This is a genomic window from Streptomyces sp. NBC_01317, from assembly GCF_035961655.1.
Lineage (GTDB): Bacteria > Actinomycetota > Actinomycetes > Streptomycetales > Streptomycetaceae > Streptomyces.
In genome coordinates this window covers 424,527-444,725 of the sequence record NZ_CP108393.1, presented here as the reverse complement: position 1 = coordinate 444,725, position 20,199 = coordinate 424,527, and the positions used below count along the sequence as shown (strand labels likewise).

23 protein-coding genes are annotated in these 20,199 nt (G+C 72.0%); 13 read left to right on the top strand and 10 right to left on the bottom strand.

Annotation, left to right across the window (positions count from 1 at the left end):
• Positions 1 to 18 precede the first annotated feature (18 nt).
• Positions 19 to 288: a DUF6059 family protein gene (locus OG349_RS01870; RefSeq protein ID WP_327232876.1), complete on the top strand. Its 270-nt coding sequence runs from the start codon at positions 19 to 21 to the stop codon at positions 286 to 288.
• An 18-nt stretch (positions 289 to 306) separates the two neighbouring features.
• Here OG349_RS01870 and OG349_RS01865 read toward each other — a convergent pair whose 3' ends face one another.
• Positions 307 to 699 carry a hypothetical protein gene (locus tag OG349_RS01865; protein ID WP_327232875.1) on the bottom strand — a complete coding sequence of 131 codons (393 nt, stop codon included), beginning with the start codon at positions 697 to 699 and terminating at the stop codon, positions 307 to 309.
• On the opposite strand from OG349_RS01865, the gene OG349_RS01860 reads away from it, so the two are divergent.
• From OG349_RS01860 to OG349_RS01850, 3 genes are read left to right on the top strand one after another with little or no spacing between them, the layout of a single operon-like run.
• On the top strand, positions 685 to 1,164 hold the full coding sequence (locus OG349_RS01860) for a TetR/AcrR family transcriptional regulator (RefSeq protein ID WP_327232874.1): 480 nt from the start codon (positions 685 to 687) through the stop codon (positions 1,162 to 1,164). The genes OG349_RS01865 and OG349_RS01860 overlap by 15 nt on opposite strands.
• Before the next feature lie 45 nt (positions 1,165 to 1,209).
• A complete protein-coding gene (locus tag OG349_RS01855; RefSeq protein ID WP_327232873.1) occupies positions 1,210 to 1,674 on the top strand; it encodes a MarR family winged helix-turn-helix transcriptional regulator in 465 nt (154 codons plus the stop codon).
• A 24-nt stretch (positions 1,675 to 1,698) separates the two neighbouring features.
• On the top strand, positions 1,699 to 2,565 hold the full coding sequence (locus tag OG349_RS01850; protein WP_327232872.1) for a haloalkane dehalogenase: 867 nt from the start codon (positions 1,699 to 1,701) through the stop codon (positions 2,563 to 2,565).
• Positions 2,566 to 2,603: 38 nt separating this feature from the next.
• Here the strand turns inward: OG349_RS01850 and OG349_RS01845 are convergent, their stop codons facing one another.
• Genes OG349_RS01845 through OG349_RS01830 form a run of 4 tightly spaced genes read right to left on the bottom strand, consistent with a single transcriptional unit; the run spans position 2,604 to position 6,471 of the window.
• On the bottom strand, positions 2,604 to 3,413 hold the full coding sequence (locus OG349_RS01845) for a succinate dehydrogenase/fumarate reductase iron-sulfur subunit (RefSeq protein ID WP_327232871.1): 810 nt from the start codon (positions 3,411 to 3,413) through the stop codon (positions 2,604 to 2,606).
• A complete protein-coding gene (locus OG349_RS01840) occupies positions 3,410 to 5,335 on the bottom strand; it encodes a fumarate reductase/succinate dehydrogenase flavoprotein subunit (protein ID WP_327232870.1) in 1,926 nt (641 codons plus the stop codon). The genes OG349_RS01845 and OG349_RS01840 overlap by 4 nt, the downstream gene beginning before the upstream one ends.
• Positions 5,336 to 5,366: 31 nt before the next feature.
• Complete coding sequence (locus tag OG349_RS01835) at positions 5,367 to 6,188, bottom strand: hypothetical protein (protein ID WP_327232869.1); 822 nt, start codon at positions 6,186 to 6,188, stop codon at positions 5,367 to 5,369.
• Between the two features lie 52 nt (positions 6,189 to 6,240).
• Positions 6,241 to 6,471 (bottom strand): hypothetical protein, encoded by a 231-nt coding sequence (locus OG349_RS01830; protein ID WP_327232868.1) that lies wholly within the window; start codon positions 6,469 to 6,471, stop codon positions 6,241 to 6,243.
• A gap of 210 nt (positions 6,472 to 6,681) precedes the next feature.
• On the opposite strand from OG349_RS01830, the gene OG349_RS01825 reads away from it, so the two are divergent.
• A complete protein-coding gene (locus OG349_RS01825) occupies positions 6,682 to 7,413 on the top strand; it encodes a GNAT family N-acetyltransferase (protein ID WP_327232867.1) in 732 nt (243 codons plus the stop codon).
• Here OG349_RS01825 and OG349_RS01820 read toward each other — a convergent pair.
• The 3 genes from OG349_RS01820 to OG349_RS01810 all read right to left on the bottom strand — a co-directional run bounded on the left by OG349_RS01820 (position 7,358) and on the right by OG349_RS01810 (position 10,294).
• Positions 7,358 to 8,242, bottom strand: a complete 885-nt coding sequence (locus tag OG349_RS01820; RefSeq protein WP_327232866.1) for an ABC transporter permease — start codon at positions 8,240 to 8,242, stop codon at positions 7,358 to 7,360. The two genes, OG349_RS01825 and OG349_RS01820, sit on opposite strands and share 56 nt — an antisense overlap.
• 86 nt (positions 8,243 to 8,328) lie before the next feature.
• Positions 8,329 to 9,255, bottom strand: a complete 927-nt coding sequence (locus tag OG349_RS01815; protein WP_327232865.1) for a M56 family metallopeptidase — start codon at positions 9,253 to 9,255, stop codon at positions 8,329 to 8,331.
• Positions 9,256 to 9,322: 67 nt separating this feature from the next.
• On the bottom strand, positions 9,323 to 10,294 hold the full coding sequence (locus tag OG349_RS01810; RefSeq protein WP_327232864.1) for an acetylxylan esterase: 972 nt from the start codon (positions 10,292 to 10,294) through the stop codon (positions 9,323 to 9,325).
• Between the two features lie 208 nt (positions 10,295 to 10,502).
• Here OG349_RS01810 and OG349_RS01805 point away from each other — a divergent pair, with 208 nt between their 5' ends.
• Positions 10,503 to 11,804, top strand: a complete 1,302-nt coding sequence (locus OG349_RS01805; RefSeq protein WP_327232863.1) for an alpha/beta fold hydrolase — start codon at positions 10,503 to 10,505, stop codon at positions 11,802 to 11,804.
• Positions 11,805 to 11,837: 33 nt separating this feature from the next.
• On the opposite strand, the gene OG349_RS01800 is transcribed toward OG349_RS01805, so the two are convergent.
• Positions 11,838 to 12,536, bottom strand: coding sequence for an NADPH-dependent F420 reductase (locus tag OG349_RS01800; protein ID WP_327232862.1), 699 nt, complete (start codon positions 12,534 to 12,536; stop codon positions 11,838 to 11,840).
• 202 nt (positions 12,537 to 12,738) lie between these two features.
• On the opposite strand from OG349_RS01800, the gene OG349_RS01795 reads away from it, so the two are divergent.
• The 7 genes from OG349_RS01795 to OG349_RS01765 all read left to right on the top strand — a co-directional run bounded on the left by OG349_RS01795 (position 12,739) and on the right by OG349_RS01765 (position 18,492).
• Positions 12,739 to 12,996, top strand: coding sequence for a DUF5133 domain-containing protein (locus tag OG349_RS01795; protein ID WP_327232861.1), 258 nt, complete (start codon positions 12,739 to 12,741; stop codon positions 12,994 to 12,996).
• A gap of 66 nt (positions 12,997 to 13,062) precedes the next feature.
• Positions 13,063 to 13,647 (top strand): helix-turn-helix domain-containing protein, encoded by a 585-nt coding sequence (locus OG349_RS01790; RefSeq protein WP_327232860.1) that lies wholly within the window; start codon positions 13,063 to 13,065, stop codon positions 13,645 to 13,647.
• Positions 13,648 to 13,751: 104 nt separating this feature from the next.
• Complete coding sequence (locus OG349_RS01785) at positions 13,752 to 14,795, top strand: NADPH:quinone oxidoreductase family protein (protein WP_327232859.1); 1,044 nt, start codon at positions 13,752 to 13,754, stop codon at positions 14,793 to 14,795.
• Entirely contained in the window at positions 14,792 to 15,976 is a 1,185-nt protein-coding gene (locus OG349_RS01780) for an acyl-CoA dehydrogenase family protein (protein WP_327232858.1), read from the top strand. The genes OG349_RS01785 and OG349_RS01780 overlap by 4 nt, the downstream gene beginning before the upstream one ends.
• Positions 15,973 to 17,106: an acyl-CoA dehydrogenase family protein gene (locus tag OG349_RS01775; RefSeq protein ID WP_327232857.1), complete on the top strand. Its 1,134-nt coding sequence runs from the start codon at positions 15,973 to 15,975 to the stop codon at positions 17,104 to 17,106. Before OG349_RS01780 ends, OG349_RS01775 begins: the two co-directional genes overlap by 4 nt.
• A gap of 186 nt (positions 17,107 to 17,292) precedes the next feature.
• On the top strand, positions 17,293 to 18,177 hold the full coding sequence (locus OG349_RS01770) for a phosphatidylinositol-specific phospholipase C/glycerophosphodiester phosphodiesterase family protein (protein WP_327232856.1): 885 nt from the start codon (positions 17,293 to 17,295) through the stop codon (positions 18,175 to 18,177).
• Positions 18,178 to 18,297: 120 nt separating this feature from the next.
• Positions 18,298 to 18,492 (top strand): hypothetical protein, encoded by a 195-nt coding sequence (locus OG349_RS01765; RefSeq protein WP_161312375.1) that lies wholly within the window; start codon positions 18,298 to 18,300, stop codon positions 18,490 to 18,492.
• Positions 18,493 to 18,587: 95 nt separating this feature from the next.
• On the opposite strand, the gene OG349_RS01760 is transcribed toward OG349_RS01765, so the two are convergent.
• Positions 18,588 to 20,057 (bottom strand): aldehyde dehydrogenase family protein, encoded by a 1,470-nt coding sequence (locus OG349_RS01760; RefSeq protein WP_327232855.1) that lies wholly within the window; start codon positions 20,055 to 20,057, stop codon positions 18,588 to 18,590.
• Positions 20,058 to 20,199 lie beyond the last annotated feature (142 nt).

Below are 20,199 nucleotides of genomic sequence, written 5' to 3'. Positions count from 1 at the left end.
CGGGGGCATCCTCCCCCTATGCGTCTCCTTCTGGCCCGGTGCCTGCGGTCCGCGGTTAACGCGCTGGTCGCTTTCGGGCACCTCTGGGTCTACGTCCCCCCGCTGCCCGCTTCGCCCACCGCACAGACGCTGCCGAGTCCCCCCGCCCCGTCCGGACCGCGAGGGCTGACGGGCCCGGCGCCGGGACATCCCGAGCGGCTGTGCCCCGAAGTCCCGCTCAGCGAGACCGAGATGATGCTGCGCCAACAGCTCCTCGGCGCCCGTGGCGCGGAACTGTCCGGCGATTGACCGCTCGGACCGAACCGCTCAGACCGAACCGCGCAGAGCGGCGAGGAGTTCCAGCGTACGGAGCTGCTCCCGCGCGTCACCGACGACGCTGGCCACCAACTCCGTGGCACCCGCGCGCGCGTAGCGCCGGACCGCCCGCTCGACGGTGGCCTCGTCCCCGGCGACGACGGTCTCGCTGAGCCGTGTGCTGCCCTGGCGCTCCAGCTGCGCCTTGTAGTTGGGCAGTTGGGCCGCGCCGCCGAACCGCTCGTCGACGTCACGCAGGATGCGGTCGGGGTCGGCCGTCACGCTCATCAGGACGGTGACCACGACGCGCGGCCCGGGGCGTCCGGCAGCCGAGGCCGCGTCGGTGACGAGCGGCCGGATCCGCTCGGCGACGTCGCGTCCGCCCTGCGCATGCTGTCCGGGCATGGCGCGGACGTGCCGATGGAGCGCATCGCCCGGGAGGCCGGAGTGGCGGTGGGCACGATCTACCGCCACTTTCCCGACCGCCAGGCGCTGTTGCAGGGCATCGCCACCGACGCGCTGCGGGACCTGCTGGAGTTCAGCCGCGCCGCCACGGACGGCGAGGGCCCGCGCGGACCCGTACTGACCGGCATTGTCGGGCATTGCATGGGCCTGCCCCTGGCCCTGGTCAAGTCCCTCGCGGAGGCGCCGGTCGTCAGCCCCGGACTGAGCGGCCTGCAAGGGGAGTTCGACGATCTCCTCCGGCTGACCGTAACGGCCGCCCAGGAAGAGGGCGCCCTGCGGCGCGACCTCTCCCCGGCCGAGATCGTCGACCTGATACAGGTCATGGTCTGCCGCCCGGGCGCCCGCTTCGACGACCCGATGACACGCGTGATGCTCGACGGCCTCCGCCCCGCCACCGGCCCCTGACCGAAACTGATAGCCAAGGCGATAGTAGCCATGTACGCTATATTCATGAGCGGTGAGGCAGAACACGGACCGACCCCCGGCTATCTGGTCTGGAGGCTTTCCACCAGGTGGCGCGTCGCCGTCGACCGGGCGCTCGCGCCGCTGGGGCTCACGCACGCCCAGTACGCCCTGCTGTCCTCGCTGTACGGGATGCGGCGTGCCGGACTGCACCCCAGCCAGCGCGAGTTGGCCGACCACACCGGCCTGGAGGCCCTGTACGTCTCCAAGCTGGCCCGCGCGCTGGAGGCCGACGGGCTCGTCGAACGGGTCCGGGACACCAGGGACTCCCGCGCGGTGCGGCTCACCCTCACCGGGAGCGGGCGTGAGGCGGTACGTCCGGCCATGGCCACCGTCCAGGTACTGATGGACCGCCTCCTGGCCCCCCTGGGCGGCCGGGACGACTTCCGTACGGCCGCGTTGGTGCGGGACCTGACCGCTCTCCTGGACGCCCCGCTCGAACCTCCGTACTGACAACCGGCGGAAGGACCGACGGACATGCCTTCGATACCCGTGCTCGACTCGACCCTCCACTACGAGGACTCCGGGAGCGGAACGCCCTTCGTGTTCCTCCACGGCAACCCCGGCTCCTCCCACGTCTGGCGCAACGTCCTGCCCCGCACCGGCCAGGGACGGCTCCTCGCGCCCGACCTCATCGGGATGGGCCGCTCCGGCAAACCCGACCTCCCCTACCGCTTCGCCGACCACGCCCGCTACCTCGACGCCTGGTTCGACGCCCTCGGGCTCGACCGCGTTGTCCTGATCGGCCACGACTGGGGCGGGGCGCTCGCCTTCGACTGGGCCGCCGAACACCCGGAGCGGGTCGCCGGCATCGCGTTCCTGGAAGCCGTCGTCAAACCGCTGGCCCGGGAGGAGCTGACCCCGCGGGCGCGCGAGCGCGTGGAGCGACTCCGTACCCCCGGCCTCGGTGAGGAACTGGCGCTCGATCAGGACCTCATGATCCGGCAGGCCTTCACCGGGGGAGTGCTCACCCCGGTGGCCGAGAAGGACCTCGCCGTGTACCTCGCCCCGTACCCCACCCGCGAGAGCCGCCGCCCCCTCCTCGCCTGGGCGCGCCAGATGCCGGTCGGCGGCGAGCCCGCCGAACTGGTCGCCCGTATCGAGGCGTACGACGCCTGGCTCGCGACCAGCACGCACGTACCGAAGCTCCTCATGACCTTCGAGGGCTCGCCCACCCTGCTCATCGGCAAGGAACTGGCCGACTGGTGCGCGACCCACATCGCCGCGCTCGAATCCGTCGCCTGCGGCGAGGCGGGACACCACGCCCCCGAGGACCGCCCTGAGGAGATCGCCGCCGCCCTCTCCGCGTGGGCGGACCGGCACGGGCTGCGCCGCGCGGACTGACGGGGGCGATGCGAAGCCGTACCGCCCCCGTCGTCCCCCTACTCGCCCCGCCGCCTGATCCTGTTGCCCAGCCACACCAGCGGGTCGTACTTCCGGTCCACCGCCCTCTCCTTGAGCGGGATCAGGGCGTTGTCCGTGATCCTGATGTGCTCGGGGCAGACCTCCGTGCAGCACTTGGTGATGTTGCAGTAGCCGAGACCGTGCTCGTCCTGCGCCGTGACACTCCGCTCGACACCCGACTCCCCGGCCGCGTCCAGCGGATGCATGTCCAGCTCCGCCACCCGCATCAGGAACCGCGGGCCCGCGAACGCGGTCTTGTTCTCCTCGTGGTCCCGCACCACATGACAGGTGTCCTGGCAGAGGAAACACTCGATGCACTTACGGAACTCCTGCGAGCGGTTCACATCCACCTGCCGCATCCGGTACTCACCGGCCGCCACCCCCGGCGGCGGCACGAACGACGCGACCTCCCGCGCCTTCGTGTAGTTGAAGGACACGTCCGTCACCAGGTCGCGGATCACCGGGAACGCCCGCAGCGGGGTGATCGTGATCGTCTCCTCGCGCGAGAAGACGGACATCCGCGTCATGCACAGCAGCCGCGGCCGTCCGTTGATCTCCGCGCTGCACGAACCGCACTTCCCCGCCTTGCAGTTCCAGCGCACCGCCAGGTCCGTGGCCTGCGTGGCCTGGATACGGTGGACGATGTCGAGGACCACCTCCCCGTCGTGCACCTCGACGGCGAAGTCCTTCAGCTCCCCGCCCGCCGCGTCGCCCCGCCAGACCCGGAACCTCGCCTCGTACACCGTCGACACCTCGGGATCCGCCTTCCGGCTCACATCCGGGCTCACTCGTGCAACTCCTCTTCGGCCAGGTACTTGACCAGCTCTTCCTTGTCGAACAGGGCGAGCAGGTCGGGACGGATGGGCTCGGTCGTGTGCCGCGTGAGCGTGATCTGCCCCGCCGGGGGGCCGCCGGCCGGATCGCCCGGCGGGCCGGTCAGCCGGCAGTGCAGATTGATCCGGCGCCAGGCGGGGTCCATCCCCGGCCAGTCGTCCCGGGTGTGCCCGCCCCGGCTCTCCGTACGCTCCAGGGCCGCCCGCGCGACACACTCGCTGACCAGGAGCATGTTGCGCAGATCCAGCGCGAGGTGCCAGCCGGGGTTGAACTGCCGGTGCCCCTCGACCCCCGCCCGCCGCGCCCGTACGCGCAGGCCGGCCAGCTTCTCCAGCGCGTCCTCCATCTCGTCCTGGCGCCGGATGATGCCCACCAGGTCGTTCATCGCCTGCTGGAGTTCCTGGTGGAGTGTGTACGGGTTCTCCGGCGGCAGCCCCGGCCCCGCGTCCTCCGGGCTGAACGGGCGCAGCGCCTCGGCCGCCGCCGCGTCGATCTCCGCCTCGTCCACGGCCGGACGCCCGTCGAGCCCCGCGGCGTACGCCGCCGCGTGCAGTCCCGCCCGCCGGCCGAAGACCAGCAGGTCGGAGAGGGAATTGCCGCCGAGCCGGTTGGAGCCGTGCATCCCGCCCGCGACCTCACCTGCGGCGTACAGCCCGGTCACCCCCGGGGCCGCGGCGGTCTCCGAGTCGACCGCGATCCCGCCCATCACGTAGTGGCAGGTGGGGCCGACCTCCATCGCCTCCGTCGTGATGTCCACGTCCGCCAGCTCCTTGAACTGGTGGTACATCGACGGCAGCCGGCGCTTGATCGCCTCCGCGGGCATGCGTGTCGACACGTCGAGGAACACCCCGCCGTGCGGCGAGCCGCGTCCCGCCTTCACCTCGGCGTTGATGGCCCTGGCCACCTCGTCGCGGGGGAGCAGCTCGGGCGGCCGCAGGTTGTGGTCCGGATCGTGGTACCAACGGTCGCCCTCGTCCTCCGAGTTGGCGTACTTCTCCTTGAAGACGTCGGGGATGTAGTCGAACATGAACCGCTTGCCCTCGGCGTTGCGCAGCACCCCGCCGTCCCCGCGCACCGACTCGGTGACGAGCAGCCCCTTGACGGACGGCGGCCAGATCATCCCGGTGGGATGGAACTGCACGAACTCCATGTTCAGCAGCGGCGCCCCCGCCAGCAGCGCCAGCGCGTGGCCGTCGCCGGTGTACTCCCAGGAGTTCGAGGTGACCTTGAACGACTTCCCGATGCCTCCCGTGGCGAGCACCACCGCGGGCGCCTCCAGCACGAAGAAGCGCCCGGTCTCCCGGTCGTAGCAGAAGGTGCCCGCGACCCGCTCGCCGTCCTTGAGGATCCGCGTGACCGTGCACTCCTGATAGACCTTCAGCCGCGACCCGTAGTCGCCGGTCTCCCGGAAGTCCTCCTGCTGGAGCGAGACGATCTTCTGTTGGAGGGTACGGATCAGCTCCAGGCCCGTACGGTCGCCGACGTGCGCGAGCCGGGGGTACTCGTGCCCGCCGAAGTTGCGCTGGGAGATCCTCCCGTCGGGCGTACGGTCGAACAGCGCGCCCCAGGTCTCCAACTCCCAGACCCGGTCCGGTGCTTCCTGGGCGTGCAGCTCGGCCATCCGCCACTGGTTGAGGAACTTGCCGCCGCGCAGCGTGTCGCGGAAGTGCACCTGCCAGTTGTCACCGGAGTTCACATTGCCCATGGAGGCGGCGATGCCGCCCTCGGCCATCACCGTATGGGCCTTGCCGAACAGGGACTTGCAGATGACGGCGGTCCTGGCGCCCCGCTCGCGCGCCTCGACGGCGGCCCGCAGCCCCGCGCCGCCCGCGCCGACCACGACGACGTCCCACTGCAGGCGTTCGAGTTGCGTCATGGGTGAAGGCTCTCCCTGTCCCTAGAAGAAGCTAGAAGAAGCGCGGATCGTCGAAGGCTCCGGAGGCGAGCAGATAGACGTAGAAATCGGCCGCCGCGACACTGATCAACGACGCCCAGGCGAGTTGCATATGACGGTGATTCAGCCTGCCGACCCATCCCCACAGCCGATACCGCACCGGATGTTTCGAGAAATTCCGCAGCCGGCCGCCGATGACATGACGGCAGGAATGGCAGGAGAGGGTGTACGCCCAGATCAGCCCCACATTCACCACGAAGATCACACTCCCGAGCCCCATGTGGCCCCAGGCGTATTCCTCGTCCCGGAAGGAGAGAACGGCGTCGTACGTGAGAATGCCCGCGACCACCAGGGCGGCGTAGAAGAAGTAGCGGTGGAGGTTCTGGAGGATCAGGGGGAAACGCGTTTCGCCGCTGTACTTCGCGTGCGGTTCGGCGACCGCGCAGGCCGGGGGAGAGGCCCAGAAACTCCGGTAGTAGGCCTTCCGGTAGTAGTAGCAGGTCATCCGGAAGCCGAGCGGGAAGATCAGGATCAGCAGCGCAGGGGAAATGCCCCACCAGCTCCCGAACACATCCCAGTTGGGACCCTGACGCATTGTCAGACAGTTGTCCGCGAGGCACGGCGAGTAGAACGGTGAGACGTAGGGAGCCGCGTAGTAGTGGGAATGCGCGAACGCCCGCCAGGTCGAGTACACGACGAAGAGGAAGAGGCCGGCCGCCGTCGCGGCGGGCGCGAGCCACCAGCGGTCCGTGCGCAGATGCCGCGCGGCGATGGCGGCACGTCCCGCGCCGCGCACCCCCGCACCGAGTGGGGGAGGTTCCGTACCGGTGGCCAACAAGATCTCCTCGGGAGAAGGACGCCGCCGACAACAGGGACGCGGGCGCGCCCTAGGGAGCCCGGCGGTCGCGTACGCCCAGTCCCTCGTCGTCCGAGTCCGTCCAGAGCGCGCTGTCGTACGGCGTGTCGGGAATCGGGATGAGGTCGGGCACAGGGCCGGGCGCGGGGGGCGGGGAGCGTTGTTCACGCAGCTCGGCGAGGCTGCGCTCCAACCGTTCCACCGCGCGGATGAGGTCGTCCAGACGTTTCCTGACAGCTGCCAACTCGTCCTGCGATGACATCTCACCCTTCCGTCGCACGGCCTTGGGTGGCATGGGATGTACGGTCCCAGCAGTTGAGTATGCGCTTCACATTGCGGATCGTCACGACCTCGCGCACGCCCTTTTCCGCCGAAGACACCGGAGCGGACACCGGAGCGGACATCGGAGCGGACACCGGATCGGCAGACATTCGGCACCACACCGGCACTGCCCTTGGCGCACACTTCCCGGGTGACTGCGTACCCACCCTCCGGTGTGAAACGGACCGTCCCCGCCCACGAGCGGAATTCCGCGATCAGTGATCCGCTGCTCGCGATCCACTTCCTGGGAGGATTCGAGATGCGCCCGCCCGAGATCGAAACGGATCTGTTGCCCGTCGGGGCCGGGGCCGACCGTCATGTCGTCGGTGATCTCACCGCATTGATCAATGACGTCCACGCCGTGCAGGAAAGAGGCTTGTGGGCGGAGGGCACCGTACGGACGACCACCGGGGAAGTGGCCGGAATGATCTCGGCGGGAGAGATCGCCGTCGCCCGGATGGACGGCCGGATCGTCGGCTGTGTCCGCGTGCGGCGGATCGGGGGAACAGGTGAATTCGGAATGCTCGCCGCCGCGGCGGACCACCGGGGGGTCGGGGTGGGACGCGAACTGGTCGCCTTCGCGGAGGAACTGGGCCGGCGCGACGGCCTCACCGAGATGGAGGTCGAACTGCTGGTCCCCTGGGCGTGGTCCCACCCGTCGAAGGACTTCCTGTTCGACTGGTACACGCGGAGGGGCTACCGCGAGGTCGGCTACCGCGAGATCGCCGCGGGCACCCCCGGCGCGTCCCGGCCGCATCCGGCCCCGCTGCTCGCGACTCCCTGCGACGTCCTGATCCTCCGGAAGGATCTCAGGAAGCACCGGGATCTCAGGGGGCGGCAGGATCCCGGGGGGCGGCGGGATCCGGGGCGCGCCTGCGCCTGACCGTCCAGGGGCGCGACCAACGGCTCACCGGGCCCGGCGGCTCGTCCTCGGCGCCCCGCGCCGGACGGTAGAGGTGGTGGCGGGCGACCAGTTCGATCGTCACCGCGACCGCGAAGGACTGCACGGCCATCAGCGCGATCAGGACGAACAGCTGGACCGCCCCGGCGACCAGGGGGCTCGCACCGCCCAGGAGCACACCGACAAACGCGCCGGGCAGCGTGACGAGCCCGACCGTACGGGTCTGGTCGAGGCCCGGCAGGAGTGCGTCCGAGGCTGCCGGGCGGACGACCTCCAGCCGGGCGTCCCGGTCCGGCAGGCCCAGCGCCATCGCCGCCTCCACCTCACCGTGGCGCAGGGCCAGCTCGTCCAGCGACCGGCGTCCGGCGAGCACGGTCACGGTGAGCGCGCCCCCGATGAGGATGCCCGTGATCGGGATCAGCGCGATGCCCTTGAGCGGCACGAGCCCCGTCAGCAGGAGAGCCGCGACCACCGGCACCACCCCGGCGGCGAGGGGCGCGGCCGTCAGCCACCACGTGTGGTTGCTTGTGACGCGCCGGCCCGCGGTCCGTACGGCCACGGCGAACATGACGGCCAGGAACGCCAGCAGCGCCGGGAGCGACTTCACCACCCAGACGATCACGAACGAGACCGCGGCGAGCTGGACCGCGGCGCGCACCCCGGCGACCAGGATCTCCCGGGACCGGCTGCCCTTCGCCTCGGGGGTGAGATGCGCGACGGCCGCGACACCCGCCGCCACCAGGAGCAGGACGGCGAGCAGGATGCCGAGGGTGAGGTTCACCGGTACGAGGGAAGCCGCGCTCGAAGTCACGCGCTCACCCTATGAGCCGCCGCGGTACGGCCGCCCGTAGCCGTAGCCGTAGCCGTAGCCCATTGCCACCGCCCGGGGATCGGAGATCAGCGTCCGGCCGTCGACACCGCCGCGTGCGCGGGCGACGCCAGGTCGAAGAGGTGGTCCATGCCCTGGGCGGACAGCGCCAGGCTGACGCAGCAGACCAGCATCAGCACCGCGTGGGCCACCACCAGGTGGTGACGGAGCCGGGGCGGTGGCGCGAGCAGAGCCCGTACCCGCTGGGGCACAGGCCCGCCGGTCACCGCCAGCGTGTGCCGGGGCGCGTGTTTCGCCGCGAGCGCGGCCCGCGCCACCGCCCGCGCCACCAGCGACCGGTCCGCCACCGCCGTGGCGGCGTCCTCGTCGGCCCACCGCTCCAGCGCGAAGGCACCCGCTCCCGCGACCGGCCGCAGCAGCGGGTTCACGACCGCCGCCAACCGCATGACCAGCAGGAACACATGATGGTGGTGGCGCAGATGCGCCCGCTCATGGGCCAGCAGGGCGCTCCTCTCCCGGGCGTCGAGGGCGCGCAGCATGCCGGAGGAGACCACGATCCGCCCGGGGGAGCCGGGCACGGTGAACGCGGTGGGTACGGGATCGTCCAGGACGGCCAGTTCGCCCCCCGACGGCAGCGCGCGGCCCTCCCGCCGGGCGTTGAGGAGCGTACGGGTCCTGCGGTACGCGGACACCACAAACGCCACCGCGCACCCGGCGAGCACCACCCCGCAGGCCAGGGCCACCGACCGGTCGACCGGGGTGTTCGCGGCCAGGACACCGGGGGACCACTGCCCCTCGGCGGCCACCACCGGGATCTGCCCGACCAGCGTGAAGGCGAGCATCGCCAGCGCCGCCGCCCAGCCGCCGCCCGCCACCACCGAGGCGGACGTCAGCAGCCAGGCCGCCGTCCTCGGGGGCAGCCTGCGCCCGGCCCACGGCGCCGCCGCCCCCAGCAGGGCACTGACGGCGAAAGGCGTGAAGAGAGTGATCCGCACCGCTCGGCCCTTCGTGTGTCACGCGGCGGCTCCGCGAGCGACCGCTCCTCCTCGAACTGGCCCACCGTCAGGCGGTCAGACGCCCGGGCAGCCACTCCAGCTGGACGGCCTCCTGGAACGGACCGCCTCCCTCATGGTCGTTGAAGTCGTACTCCTCGATCGTCTTGTCCGCGCCCGCATACGCGTTGAAGGCACCGAAGACCGTCGACGGCGGGCACGTACGGTCCTCCAGGGCCACCGAGAACAGCGCCGGCGCCCGCCCGCGCGACGCGAAGTGCACCCCGTCGAAGTAGGCGAGCGTCCGGCCCACCCGCTCGGTCCTGCCCCGGTACGTCTTGAGGTAGTTGCCCACCTCACGGTACGGGTCGCGGTCGGTGAGCGTCGTCGCCCGGGGGAAGTCGCAGAGGAACGGCACGTCCGCCGCCACGGCCACCAGGTCGGGCACCAGGCCGCCGACCGCGAGTGTGATCCCGCCGCCCTGGCTGGTACCGACGGCCGCCGTGCGCGAGGCGTCCACCAGCGGATGCGAGCGGGCCGCCTCCACGGCCCGTACCGCGTCCGTGTAGACCCGCCGGTAGTAGAAGGCGTACGGGTCCTCGATCCCCCGGGTGAGGAAGCCCGGGTAGGAGGAGGCGCTGCCCACGGGGTCGGGGGTGTCGCCGCCGTTCCAGCCGCTGCCCTGCCCCCGGGTGTCCATCACGAAGTGCGCGAAGCCGGCCGACGCCCAGAGCAGGTGGACGTGCGGGAGGCCGCGCCCGCCGCCGTACCCGAGGAACTGCACCACGACGGGCAGCGGCTCACGCGTCCCGGCGGGCAGCACGAGCCAGCCCTTGACCGGGTGACCGCCGAAGCCGGCGAAGGTCACGTCGAGGACGTCGAGGGTCCTGAGCGCCGTCGGTACGGGCTCGAAGCGGGCGTCGAGCGCGTGGCCGCGCGCCTCGGTGAGGGTCTTCGCCCAGAACGCGTCGAAGTCCTCGGGCTCCGTGGACGCGCTGCGGTAGGCGCGCAGCTCGTCGAGGGGCAGGTCGAACAGGGACATACGGACCACCTTGGTCGGGAAAAGCCGATGATCACACCGTACGGCCGCCGACGCGGCGGTTGAAGACCGGCCACCGATCCGCCCGGAAGCGCGCCGGTACGCGCGAGGACCCGGTGCGAGGACCCAGGCTGTACGCGTACCGCCCCGGGCCCGGTACTGTCCCGGGCGTGAGCGCCCCGGCGGGGGCGATCGAGAAACAGGAGCGTTCGTGACCAGCTACACCCAGCCCGGAGTTGTCCTCACCGACCACCGCTTCACGGTCCCGCTGGATCACGGCGACCCGTCGGGCGAGCGGATCGAGCTCTTCGCCCGAGAGGTCGTCGCCACTTCGAAGGCCGGGGAGAACCTGCCCTGGCTGGTCTACCTGGAAGGCGGCCCCGGCTTCGGCGCCCGCCGGTTCGTGGGGCGGCAGGCGTGGCTGGGCCGGGCGCTCCAGGAGTTCCGGGTGCTCCTCCTCGACCAGCGCGGCACCGGACTGTCCACCCCCGCCAACCGCCAGACCCTCCCCCTGCGCGGCGGCCCCCGCGAACAGGCCGACTATCTCGCCCGTTTCAGGGCCGATTCGATCGTCCGCGACTGCGAGGCGATCCGCCCCCGGCTGACCGGTGACGCGCCCTGGACCGTCCTCGGCCAGAGCTTCGGCGGATTCTGCGCCACCCACTACCTCTCCGCGGCGCCCGAGGGCCTGCGCACGGTCCTGATCACCGGCGGCCTGCCGTCCCTGGACGCGACGGCGGACGAGGTCTACCGCGCCGCGTATCCCCGTATCGCGCGCAAGGTCGAGGCCCACTACGCCCGCTACCCGCAGGACATCGCCCGGGCCCGCCGGATCGCCGAGCACCTCGCCGAACAGAGCCCCGTCGCGCTGCCCACCGGCTACACGCTCACCCCGGAGGCCTTCCAGTCCCTCGGCCACCTGCTCGGCGGCACGGACGGCAGCCACCAGCTCCACTACCTGCTGGAGAACGCCTTCGTACGGGCGCCGGGCGGCCAGGTGCTCTCCGACGCCTTCCAGGAAGGCGCCGCCGCTGCCCTCTCGTACGCCGCGCACCCGCTGTACGCGCTGATCCACGAGGCCGTCTACGCCCAGGGCGGCGAACCCACCGGCTGGGCGGCCGAGCGGACCCGCGGCGAGTTCGCCCGCTTCGACGCCGCCACCACCCTGGCCGGCGACGGGCCGCTGTACTTCACGGGCGAGAGCGTCCACCCGTGGAACTTCGCGAACGACCCCGCCCTGCGCCCGCTGCGTGAGACCGCCGACCTGCTCGCCGCCCGCACCGACTGGGAGCCGCTGTACGACACCGACCGCCTCGCCGCCAACGAGGTCCCGGTCGCCGCCGCCGTCTACCACGACGACATGTATGTCGACACCGAACACTCACTGCGCACGGCGCGGTCGATCCGGGGGCTGCGGACCTGGGTGACCGACGAGTACGAGCACGACGGGGTCCGTACGAGCGGCCCGCGTGTCCTCGACCGCCTGCTGGCCCTCACCCGTAACGAGATCTGAACCCGGGCTCACAGGCCCCCCGTGTCTCCGTGATCAGCTGCCCGGCCGCTTCGCCGCGTCCAGGGCCACCTTCAGCCCCGCCACGTCGAACGGCGCCCCCGGGTCGTCCCCGGAGGAGCCCAGACCCAGCGGATTCTTCGCGTACGGGATGACATACGCCGGGGTGTCGCGCTGGAAGCGCCAGCTGTCGGCGAGCACACCCGTGTCGAACGTGTCGTACCCGAGCTGATCGATCAGCCGCGCCGCCGTCGCCTTGGCGTCGGCGTTGTCACCGGCGATCGGCAGGACCGACCGGTCCGGTGCGCCGGTGGGCCGGGCGAGGGACGCCAGGTGCGTGTACATGATGTTGTTGAACGCCTTGACCACGTACGACTGCGGAAGGTGGTCCTGGAGCAGCTGGCTCGTGGTCGTCCGCTCCTCGTCCAGCTCCCGGATCGCCCCGTCGCGCTGGGGGTAGTAGTTGTTCGTGTCGATGACCACCTTCCCGGCCAAGGGCTTCACCGGTACCTGGTCGTAGTGCTTCAACGGGACCGTCACCACCACCCAGTCACCCGCTTCCGCCGCCTCCCTCGCGGTCGCGGCACGTGCGTGCGGTCCCAGCTCGGCCACCAGATCCGTGAGGGTTTCCGGGCCCCGGGAGTTGCTCAGGACCACATCGAGACCCGCCGCCACGCCGAGCCGGGCGAGGGTGCCGCCGATGTGTCCACTGCCGATCAGTCCAAGAGTGCTCATACAGGTGCGAGCGGACGGGGCACGGGCGGTATTCCCGTGCCGCGTTCCCTGACCGCGCCCTCCTCCTCCGCCGAGCGGAAGTGCGGCGGCCGAGGGAGAATGAAAGGCCGGGGCGTGAGATCCGCTGTGCGTAGGCAGGCCCCGCCCACCTCATCACTCCGACCCATTACCCCACCGGATTCCGCTGCTGGAGGTGGTCGACATGCTGCTGCCGGACAGGCATCTGGTCGCCGATCTGCTGAGCCGTTACCGGGCCTGGGAACGGCTGGTCCTGGCCGACCCGCTGGACACGACCACACGCGGCCGGTTCGAGGACGTCGCCTACACGCTGTGCGTGCTGATGGGGCAGCGCACGGCACGCGAGGCGATCATCAAGGCGGAGGCGTACCTGCGCCGCATCAAGCCCGTCCCGATCTTCCCGGAGGGTGCGGACACCGTCACGCCGGGCGTGCACGACTGACGGGCACCGGCCCTCCCGCAGAGGGGTGTAATTGACAAACGCTCTTGCTGTTTCTGCAATGGGGGCATGGACGACGACGCGGGCCTTGATGCCGTACTGAACGAAGTGGGGCCCCGGCTGCGCCGGATCAGGCGCGAGCGCGGGGCCACGCTGAACACCCTCTCCACCGCCACGGGAATCTCGGTGAGCACCCTGTCGAGGCTGGAGTCCGGCCTCCGCCGCCCCAGCCTCGAACTGCTGCTGCCCCTGGCCCGCGCCCACCAGGTCCCGCTGGACGAACTGGTCGGCGCGCCGCGGGTCGGTGACCCCCGGATCCGTGCCGAGGCGATCGTGCGCGGCGGCCGGACCATGCTGCCCCTCACCCGGCGGCCCGGTGGCCTCCAGGCGTACAAGGTGGTGCACCGGCCCGACGGTGAGGTGCCCGAGGCCCGCATCCACGAGGGGTACGAGTGGCTCTACGTCCTCGCGGGCCGGCTGCGGCTGATGCTCGGGGAGCACGACGTGGTGCTGGGTGCGGGGGAGGCGGCCGAGTTCGACACCCGCGTACCGCACTGGTTCGGGCCCGCGGCGGACGAACCGGTCGAATTCCTGAGCCTGTTCGGGCCGCAGGGCGAGCGGATGCATGTACGGGCCAAGCCGAAGGTGTCGTGAGGGAGGGCCGGGAGGAAGGCCGGGGAGAGACGGTTCCCAGGTGGGCAAGCGACCGCTTAGTATGCGGGACGTAGCGCTACTGCCCATCGTGTGGAGGCTCTGGTATGCAGGCATGGCGAGTGCACCGGAACGGTGAGCCGCGCGAGGTGATGCGGCTCGACGAGGTGGAGCGGCCGGTGCCCGGCGAGGGGCAGATCCTGCTGCGGGTCCTCGCGGCCAACATCAACTTCCCCGACGCGCTGCTCTGCCGGGGCCACTACCAGGTGCGTCCGCCGCTGCCCTTCACCCCCGGCGTCGAGATCTGCGGCGAGACGCCGGACGGCCGCCGGGTGATCGCGACGCCGAGCCCCGGGCTGTCGGACGGCGGCTTCGCGGAGTACGTGGCCGTGGACGCCGCCGACGTCCTGCCCGCGCCCGAGGCGCTGGACGACGCCGAGACCGCCGCCCTCCACATCGGCTACCAGACGGGCTGGTTCGCCCTGCACCGCCGTGCGGGGCTCCGGCCGGGCGAGACCCTGCTGGTCCACGCGGCGGCCGGCGGGGTCGGCAGCGCCGCCGTCCAGCTCGGGAAGGCGGCGGGAGCCACCGTCATCGGTGTGGTCGGCGGACCCGACAAGGCGCGCGTCGCCCGCGAGCTGGGCTGTGACATCGTCATCGACCGCCGTACGGAGGACATCGTCGCCGCCGTCAAGGAAGCCACCGGCGGCCGGGGGGCGGACGTCGTCTTCGACCCGGTGGGCGGTGACGCCTACGCCAAGTCCACGAAGTGCGTCGCCTTCGAGGGCCGGATCGTCGTCGTGGGCTTCGCGGGCGGGGACGTCCCGACCCCCGCCCTCAACCACGCGCTGGTGAAGAACTACTCGATCCTCGGCCTGCACTGGGGCCTCTACGCCACCAAGGACCCGGCCGCGGTCCTGCGCTGTCACGAGGAGCTGACCGCGCTCGCCGCGCGGGGCGCGATCAAGCCGCTCATCAGCGAGCGGGTACCGATGAAGGACGCGGCGGACGCCGTCCAGCGGGTCGCCGACGGCGTCACCACCGGACGGATCGTCGTGATCCCGGAGACGGTCCCGGGGGAAACACCGGAAACGGCTGCGGAAACACCGGAAACGGCGGCGGAAGCCGTCCCGGAAGGCGGCACCCGATGACCGACGCCGCCGGACTCCTCTCCCGTACCCGCGAGTTGCTCGCCGCGCATCCCCCGGCCACCACGGACAGGACCGACTTCCTCAGGGCCCGCTTCGACGCGGGACTCGCCTGGGTGCACTATCCGGCCGGACTCGGCGGCGTCGGCGCGCCCCGCTCCCTCCAGGCCGTCGTGGACGCCGAGCTGGCCGCCGCAGGAGCACCCGGCAACGACCCCAGGCGCATCGGCATCGGCCTCGGCATGGCCGCGCCGACGATCCTGCGGTACGGCACCGACGAGCAGAAGCGGCGCTTCCTGCGGCCCCTGTGGGTCGGCGAGGAGGTGTGGTGCCAGCTGTTCAGCGAACCGGGCGCGGGCTCGGACCTCGCGGCGCTCGCCACCCGTGCGGTCCGCGCGGACGACGGCGACTGGATCGTCGACGGCCAGAAGGTGTGGACCTCCAGCGCCCACCTCGCCCGCTGGGCCATCCTCATCGCCCGCACCGATCCTGACCTGCCCAAGCACCTGGGCATCACCTACTTCCTCTGCGACATGACCGATCCCGGTGTCGAGGTACGGCCGCTGCGCCAGATCACCGGCGAGGCCGAGTTCAACGAGGTCTTCCTCACGGGCGTACGGATCCCCGACGCGCACCGCCTCGGCGCGATCGGCGAGGGCTGGAAGGTCGCCAGGACGACCCTGATGAACGAGCGGGTCTCCATCGGCGGCGCCCGGCTGCCCCGCGAGGGCGGCATGATCGGCCCGGCCGCCCGGACGTGGCGCGAGCGGCCGGAACTGCGCACCCACGACCTGCACCAGCGCCTCCTGACCCTCTGGGTGGAGGCCGAGGTCGCCCGGCTGACCGGCGAGCGGCTGCGCCAGCGACTCGTCGCGGGCGAACCGGGACCCGAGGGCGCCGGCATGAAGCTCGCCTTCGCCCGGCTCAACCAGGAGATCAGCGGCCTGGAGGTCGAACTCCTCGGCGACGAGGGCCTGTTGTACTCCGACTGGACCCTGCGCAGGCCCGAGCTGGTCGACTTCACCGGACGCGACGCCGGATTCCGCTACCTGCGTTCGAAGGGCAACTCCATCGAGGGCGGCACGAGCGAGGTACTGCTCAACATCGTCGCCGAGCGTGTCCTCGGCCTGCCCGTCGAGCCGCGGAACGACAAGGACGTCGCCTGGAAGGACCTCTCCCGATGAATTCGACGACTTCGACCGTCTCGCCGACCGAGACGCCCGGCACCGCACCCGACCTGCTCTACTCGGAGGCCGAGGACGATCTGCGCGCCGCCGTACGGTCCCTGCTCACGGACCGTGCCGACGTACCGGCGGCGCTCGTCCGCGCCGAGGCGGGCGACCCGTACGACAGCGGGCTGTGGACGGCGCTCGCCGGCGGGATCGGGGCCGCGGGCCTGCTGATCCCCGAGAAGCTCGGCGGGCAGGGGGCGAGCCACCGGGAGGCCGCCGTCGTCCTGGAGGAGCTGGGCCGGTACGTCACCCCCGCGCCCTTCCTGACCGGTGCGGTGGCGGCCACGGAGACCCTGCTCGCCTGTGACACGGACAGCGCGGCGGTGGCCGACCTGCTGGAGTCCCTCGCCACCGGCGGCCGGGTCGCCGTGCTCGCCGTACCCCTCGCCACCGCGCCGGACGAGTCCCTCCCCACCGGTACCGGACCGGTCGCCGGTGTCGCGGAGGCCGCACGCGCCGACATCCTGCTCGTCCTGCGGGACGACGGCCTGTACGCGGTCGGTACGGAGGAGCCGGGCGTCGCGGTCGAACCCCTCACGCCCCTCGACCTGACCCGCCCGCTCGCCACCGTCACCGTGGACCCCGGGGCGGGGACCCGGATCGCCGGCCCGGCGACCGCCGGGGCCGCGGTGCGCCGGGGGCTGCTGGCCGGGGCCGGACTGCTCGCGTCCGAACAGCTCGGGGTCGCCGAGTGGTGCCTGGAGGAAACCGTCAGGCACACCAGGGAGCGCCACCAGTTCAACCGCCCCATCGGCTCGTTCCAGGCGCTCAAGCACCGGATGGCGCAGCTGTGGCTCCAGGTCGTCTCGGCCCGCGCCGCCGCCCGCAACGCGGCCGACGCCCTCGCCACCGGCAGCCCCGACGCACCGCTCGCCGTGGCGGTCGCACAGGCGTACGCCGGGCGGGTCGCGGTCCACGCGGCCGAGGAGTGTGTGCAGTTGCACGGCGGTACGGGCATGACGTGGGAGCACCCCGCCCACCTCTACCTCAAGCGGGCGAAGGCCGACGAGATCGCCCTGGGCACCCCGGGCCACCACAAGCAGACCCTGGCGCGGCTGACGAACCTCCCGGCACCTCGCTGACCCGCCGGCCCGGAGCGCGGGAACGGCACCTCCGGCCCCCGCGCTCCGGCGGCGCGCGTCCCTCCACCGCCCCCCACCCAACGGGCAGTTGTCGAGCGGCCGAACACTTCACGCTCCGTGTTTTCCGCCCCGCCGCCGGAGCCGATACTCACCGGGACCGCCCCACCGCGTCCCCATGGAGCCCCCATGCCCCTCACCACGCGCCGCAGAGCCGTCAGCACGTTCGCCGCCGCACTCACGGCGGTGGTCGCGGCCCCCGCGTACGCCCACGCCGCACCCGCCGCCACGGCGGAGGACACCCCCCGGACCGGCCCCGGGCCACGGCCGTTGACCCACGCCCACGCCCACAACGACTACCTCCACCCGCGCCCCCTCCACGACGCGCTGGACCACGGCTTCACCAGCGTCGAGGCCGACATCTTCCTCGTCGACGGCGACCTGCTCGTCGCCCACGAGGCCACGGACCTCGACCCGGCCCGTACGCTGCGCTCGCTCTACCTCGACCCGCTGCGCTCACGCGTCCGGGCCCACCACGGCTCCGTGTACCGGGGGCACCACCGGCCCGTACAACTCCTCGTCGACATCAAGAACGACGGCGCCGCCGCCTATGCCGAACTGCACCGTCAACTCACCGAGTACCGCTCGCTGTTGACCACCTACGCGTACGGCGTGGTGCGGCCCGGAGCGGTCACCCCCGTCATCTCCGGCGACCGGGCCGCACGGGTACCGATGGAGGCGCAGCGCGTGCGCCACGCCTTCTACGACGGCCGCCTGGACGACCTCGGGACGGCCGCCGGCGCCGACTTCGTCCCGCTCATCAGCGCCAACTGGACCCAGACGTTCAGCTGGACCGGTGTGGGCCCGATCCCCACCGCCGAACGCGCCACGCTCCGCACCCTCGTGGACACCGCGCACCGGCGCGGTCAGCGGGTCCGCTTCTGGAGCACGCCCGACCTGCCGGGGCCCGCCCGGGACGCCGTATGGACCGAACTGCTGTCCGCCGGCGTCGACCACCTCAACACGGACGACCTGGCGGGCCTCGAACAGTTCCTCAGGAACCACCGCAGGTAATCACGGTCACCCCAGGTCAATCACCCGTTCGGCGGGCACGCCGGTCGGCCGTCAGGACCGTCTCCTCCGCCACACTGGCGGCCGAATGCCGCAATCGCGCTGCGGCGGAGGAGGTTGGCCATGGCTATTTCGATCTCACTGGTGCTGCTGCTGGTGGTCCTCGCGGTGATCTTTGTCCGCACCGGCGGACTGAAGATGTCACACGCCGTGACCTGTGTCCTGCTCGGATTCTTCCTGGCGGGCACGAGCATGGCGCCGAGCATCACGGAGGGGATCTCCGCCACGGCGAACGTGGTGGGCGACCTGAGGCCCTGACCGGGGCACGGCGCGGCCCGCGGCCGGGGCACACCCGCATCCGCCCCGGCCGGCGCGCGCCGCCGGGCCCGGCTTCTTCCCGCGCTGCCCGGTGGTCACTCGAACCAACCGAGCGGCCGGGGGTCGAGGTTGCGCCAGACGTGCTTCACCTGCTGGTACTCCGCCAGCCCCGAAGGACCCAACTCCCGCCCGAAGCCGGACTGTTTCATCCCGCCCCACTCCGCCTGCGGCACGTACGGCCGGAAGTCGTTGATCCATACGGTTCCGGCGCGCAGCCGCGACGCCACCCGGTGGGCGCGGCCGACGTCCTGCGACCACACCGCCCCGGCCAGTCCGTACACGGTGTCGTTGGCGAGAGCCAGCGCCTCCTGCTCGTCGCGGAACCGCTCCACCGTCAGCACGGGACCGAACGACTCGTCCCGTACCACCGACATGCCGGGCGTGCACTCGTCCAGCACGGTCGGCAGGTAGTAGAAGCCCGCGCTCAGCTCCGGGTCGTCGGGCCGCTCGCCGCCGCAGCGCAGCACCGCGCCCTCGGCGATGCCGGCCGCCACGTACGCCTCGACCTTCTCCCGGTGCGCGGCGGAGATCAGCGGGCCCGTACGGGCGTGGTCGTCGAAGGGGCCGCCCAGCGGGATCGCGCGCGCCCTGGCCACCACGTCCTCCACGAAGCTGTCGTGCAGCTCCTCCTGGACCAGCAGCCGCGCCCCGGCCGAGCACACCTGCCCCGAGTGGAGGAACACCGCCGTCAGCGCGTAGTCCACCGCCGTGTCGTAGTCCGCGTCGGCGAAGACGATGTTGGGGTTCTTGCCGCCCAGCTCCAGGGCGAGCTTCTTCACCGTCGGGGCGGCGGCGGCCATGACGCGCCGTCCGGTGACCAGACCACCGGTGAACGACACCAGGTCCACACGCGGGTCCTCGCTCAGCGGCGCCCCGGCGGTGGCTCCCGCGCCGAGCAGGAGATTGGCCGTGCCGCCGGGCAGTCCCGCCTCGGCCAGCAGCCGCATCAGCAGGATCGCGGTGTGTGGGGTCAGCTCGCTGGGCTTGAGAACGAAGGTGTTGCCCGCGCCGAGGGCGGGGGCGACCTTCCAGGCGGTCTGGAGCAGCGGATAGTTCCACGGGGTGATCAGCGCGCACACCCCGACCGGCTCGTGCACCACCCGGCTGTCCACCTCCGGGTTGCCGGTGTCCACGATCCGGTCCCGGCCGCCGGCCGCCACGAGGTTGCCGAAGTAGCGGAAGCAGTTCGCCACGTCGTCCAGGTCGAACTCGCTCTCCACGAGCCGCTTCCCGGTGTCCAGGGACTCGGCGCGGGCGAGTACGTGCTTGTCGCGCTCCAGCAGATCGGCGACCCGCAGCAGCAGCCGCCCCCGCTCGGCGGCGGGGGTGCCGGGCCAGGGCCCGCGGTCGTACGCCTCCCGGGCCGCGGCGATCGCCGCGGCGGCGTCCTCAGGACCGCCCTCGTCGACGGTCGCGACCAGGGAACCGTCCGCGGGACAGCGGATCTCGCGTGTCCGCCCGTCGAGGGCGGCGGTCCACCTGCCGCCGATGAACAGCTCCGGCATGGTGACTCCTCCGGTTTCGGGTGGCACGCTGGGTGGCGCCCCAAGGACCGACAGTAAGGAGATCCGGGCGTGACCGCAGCCCGGAGAGGGCGACCGGGGACCGGAGGAACCGTCAGGAATCGCCCGAAAGGCGGCGTTGACG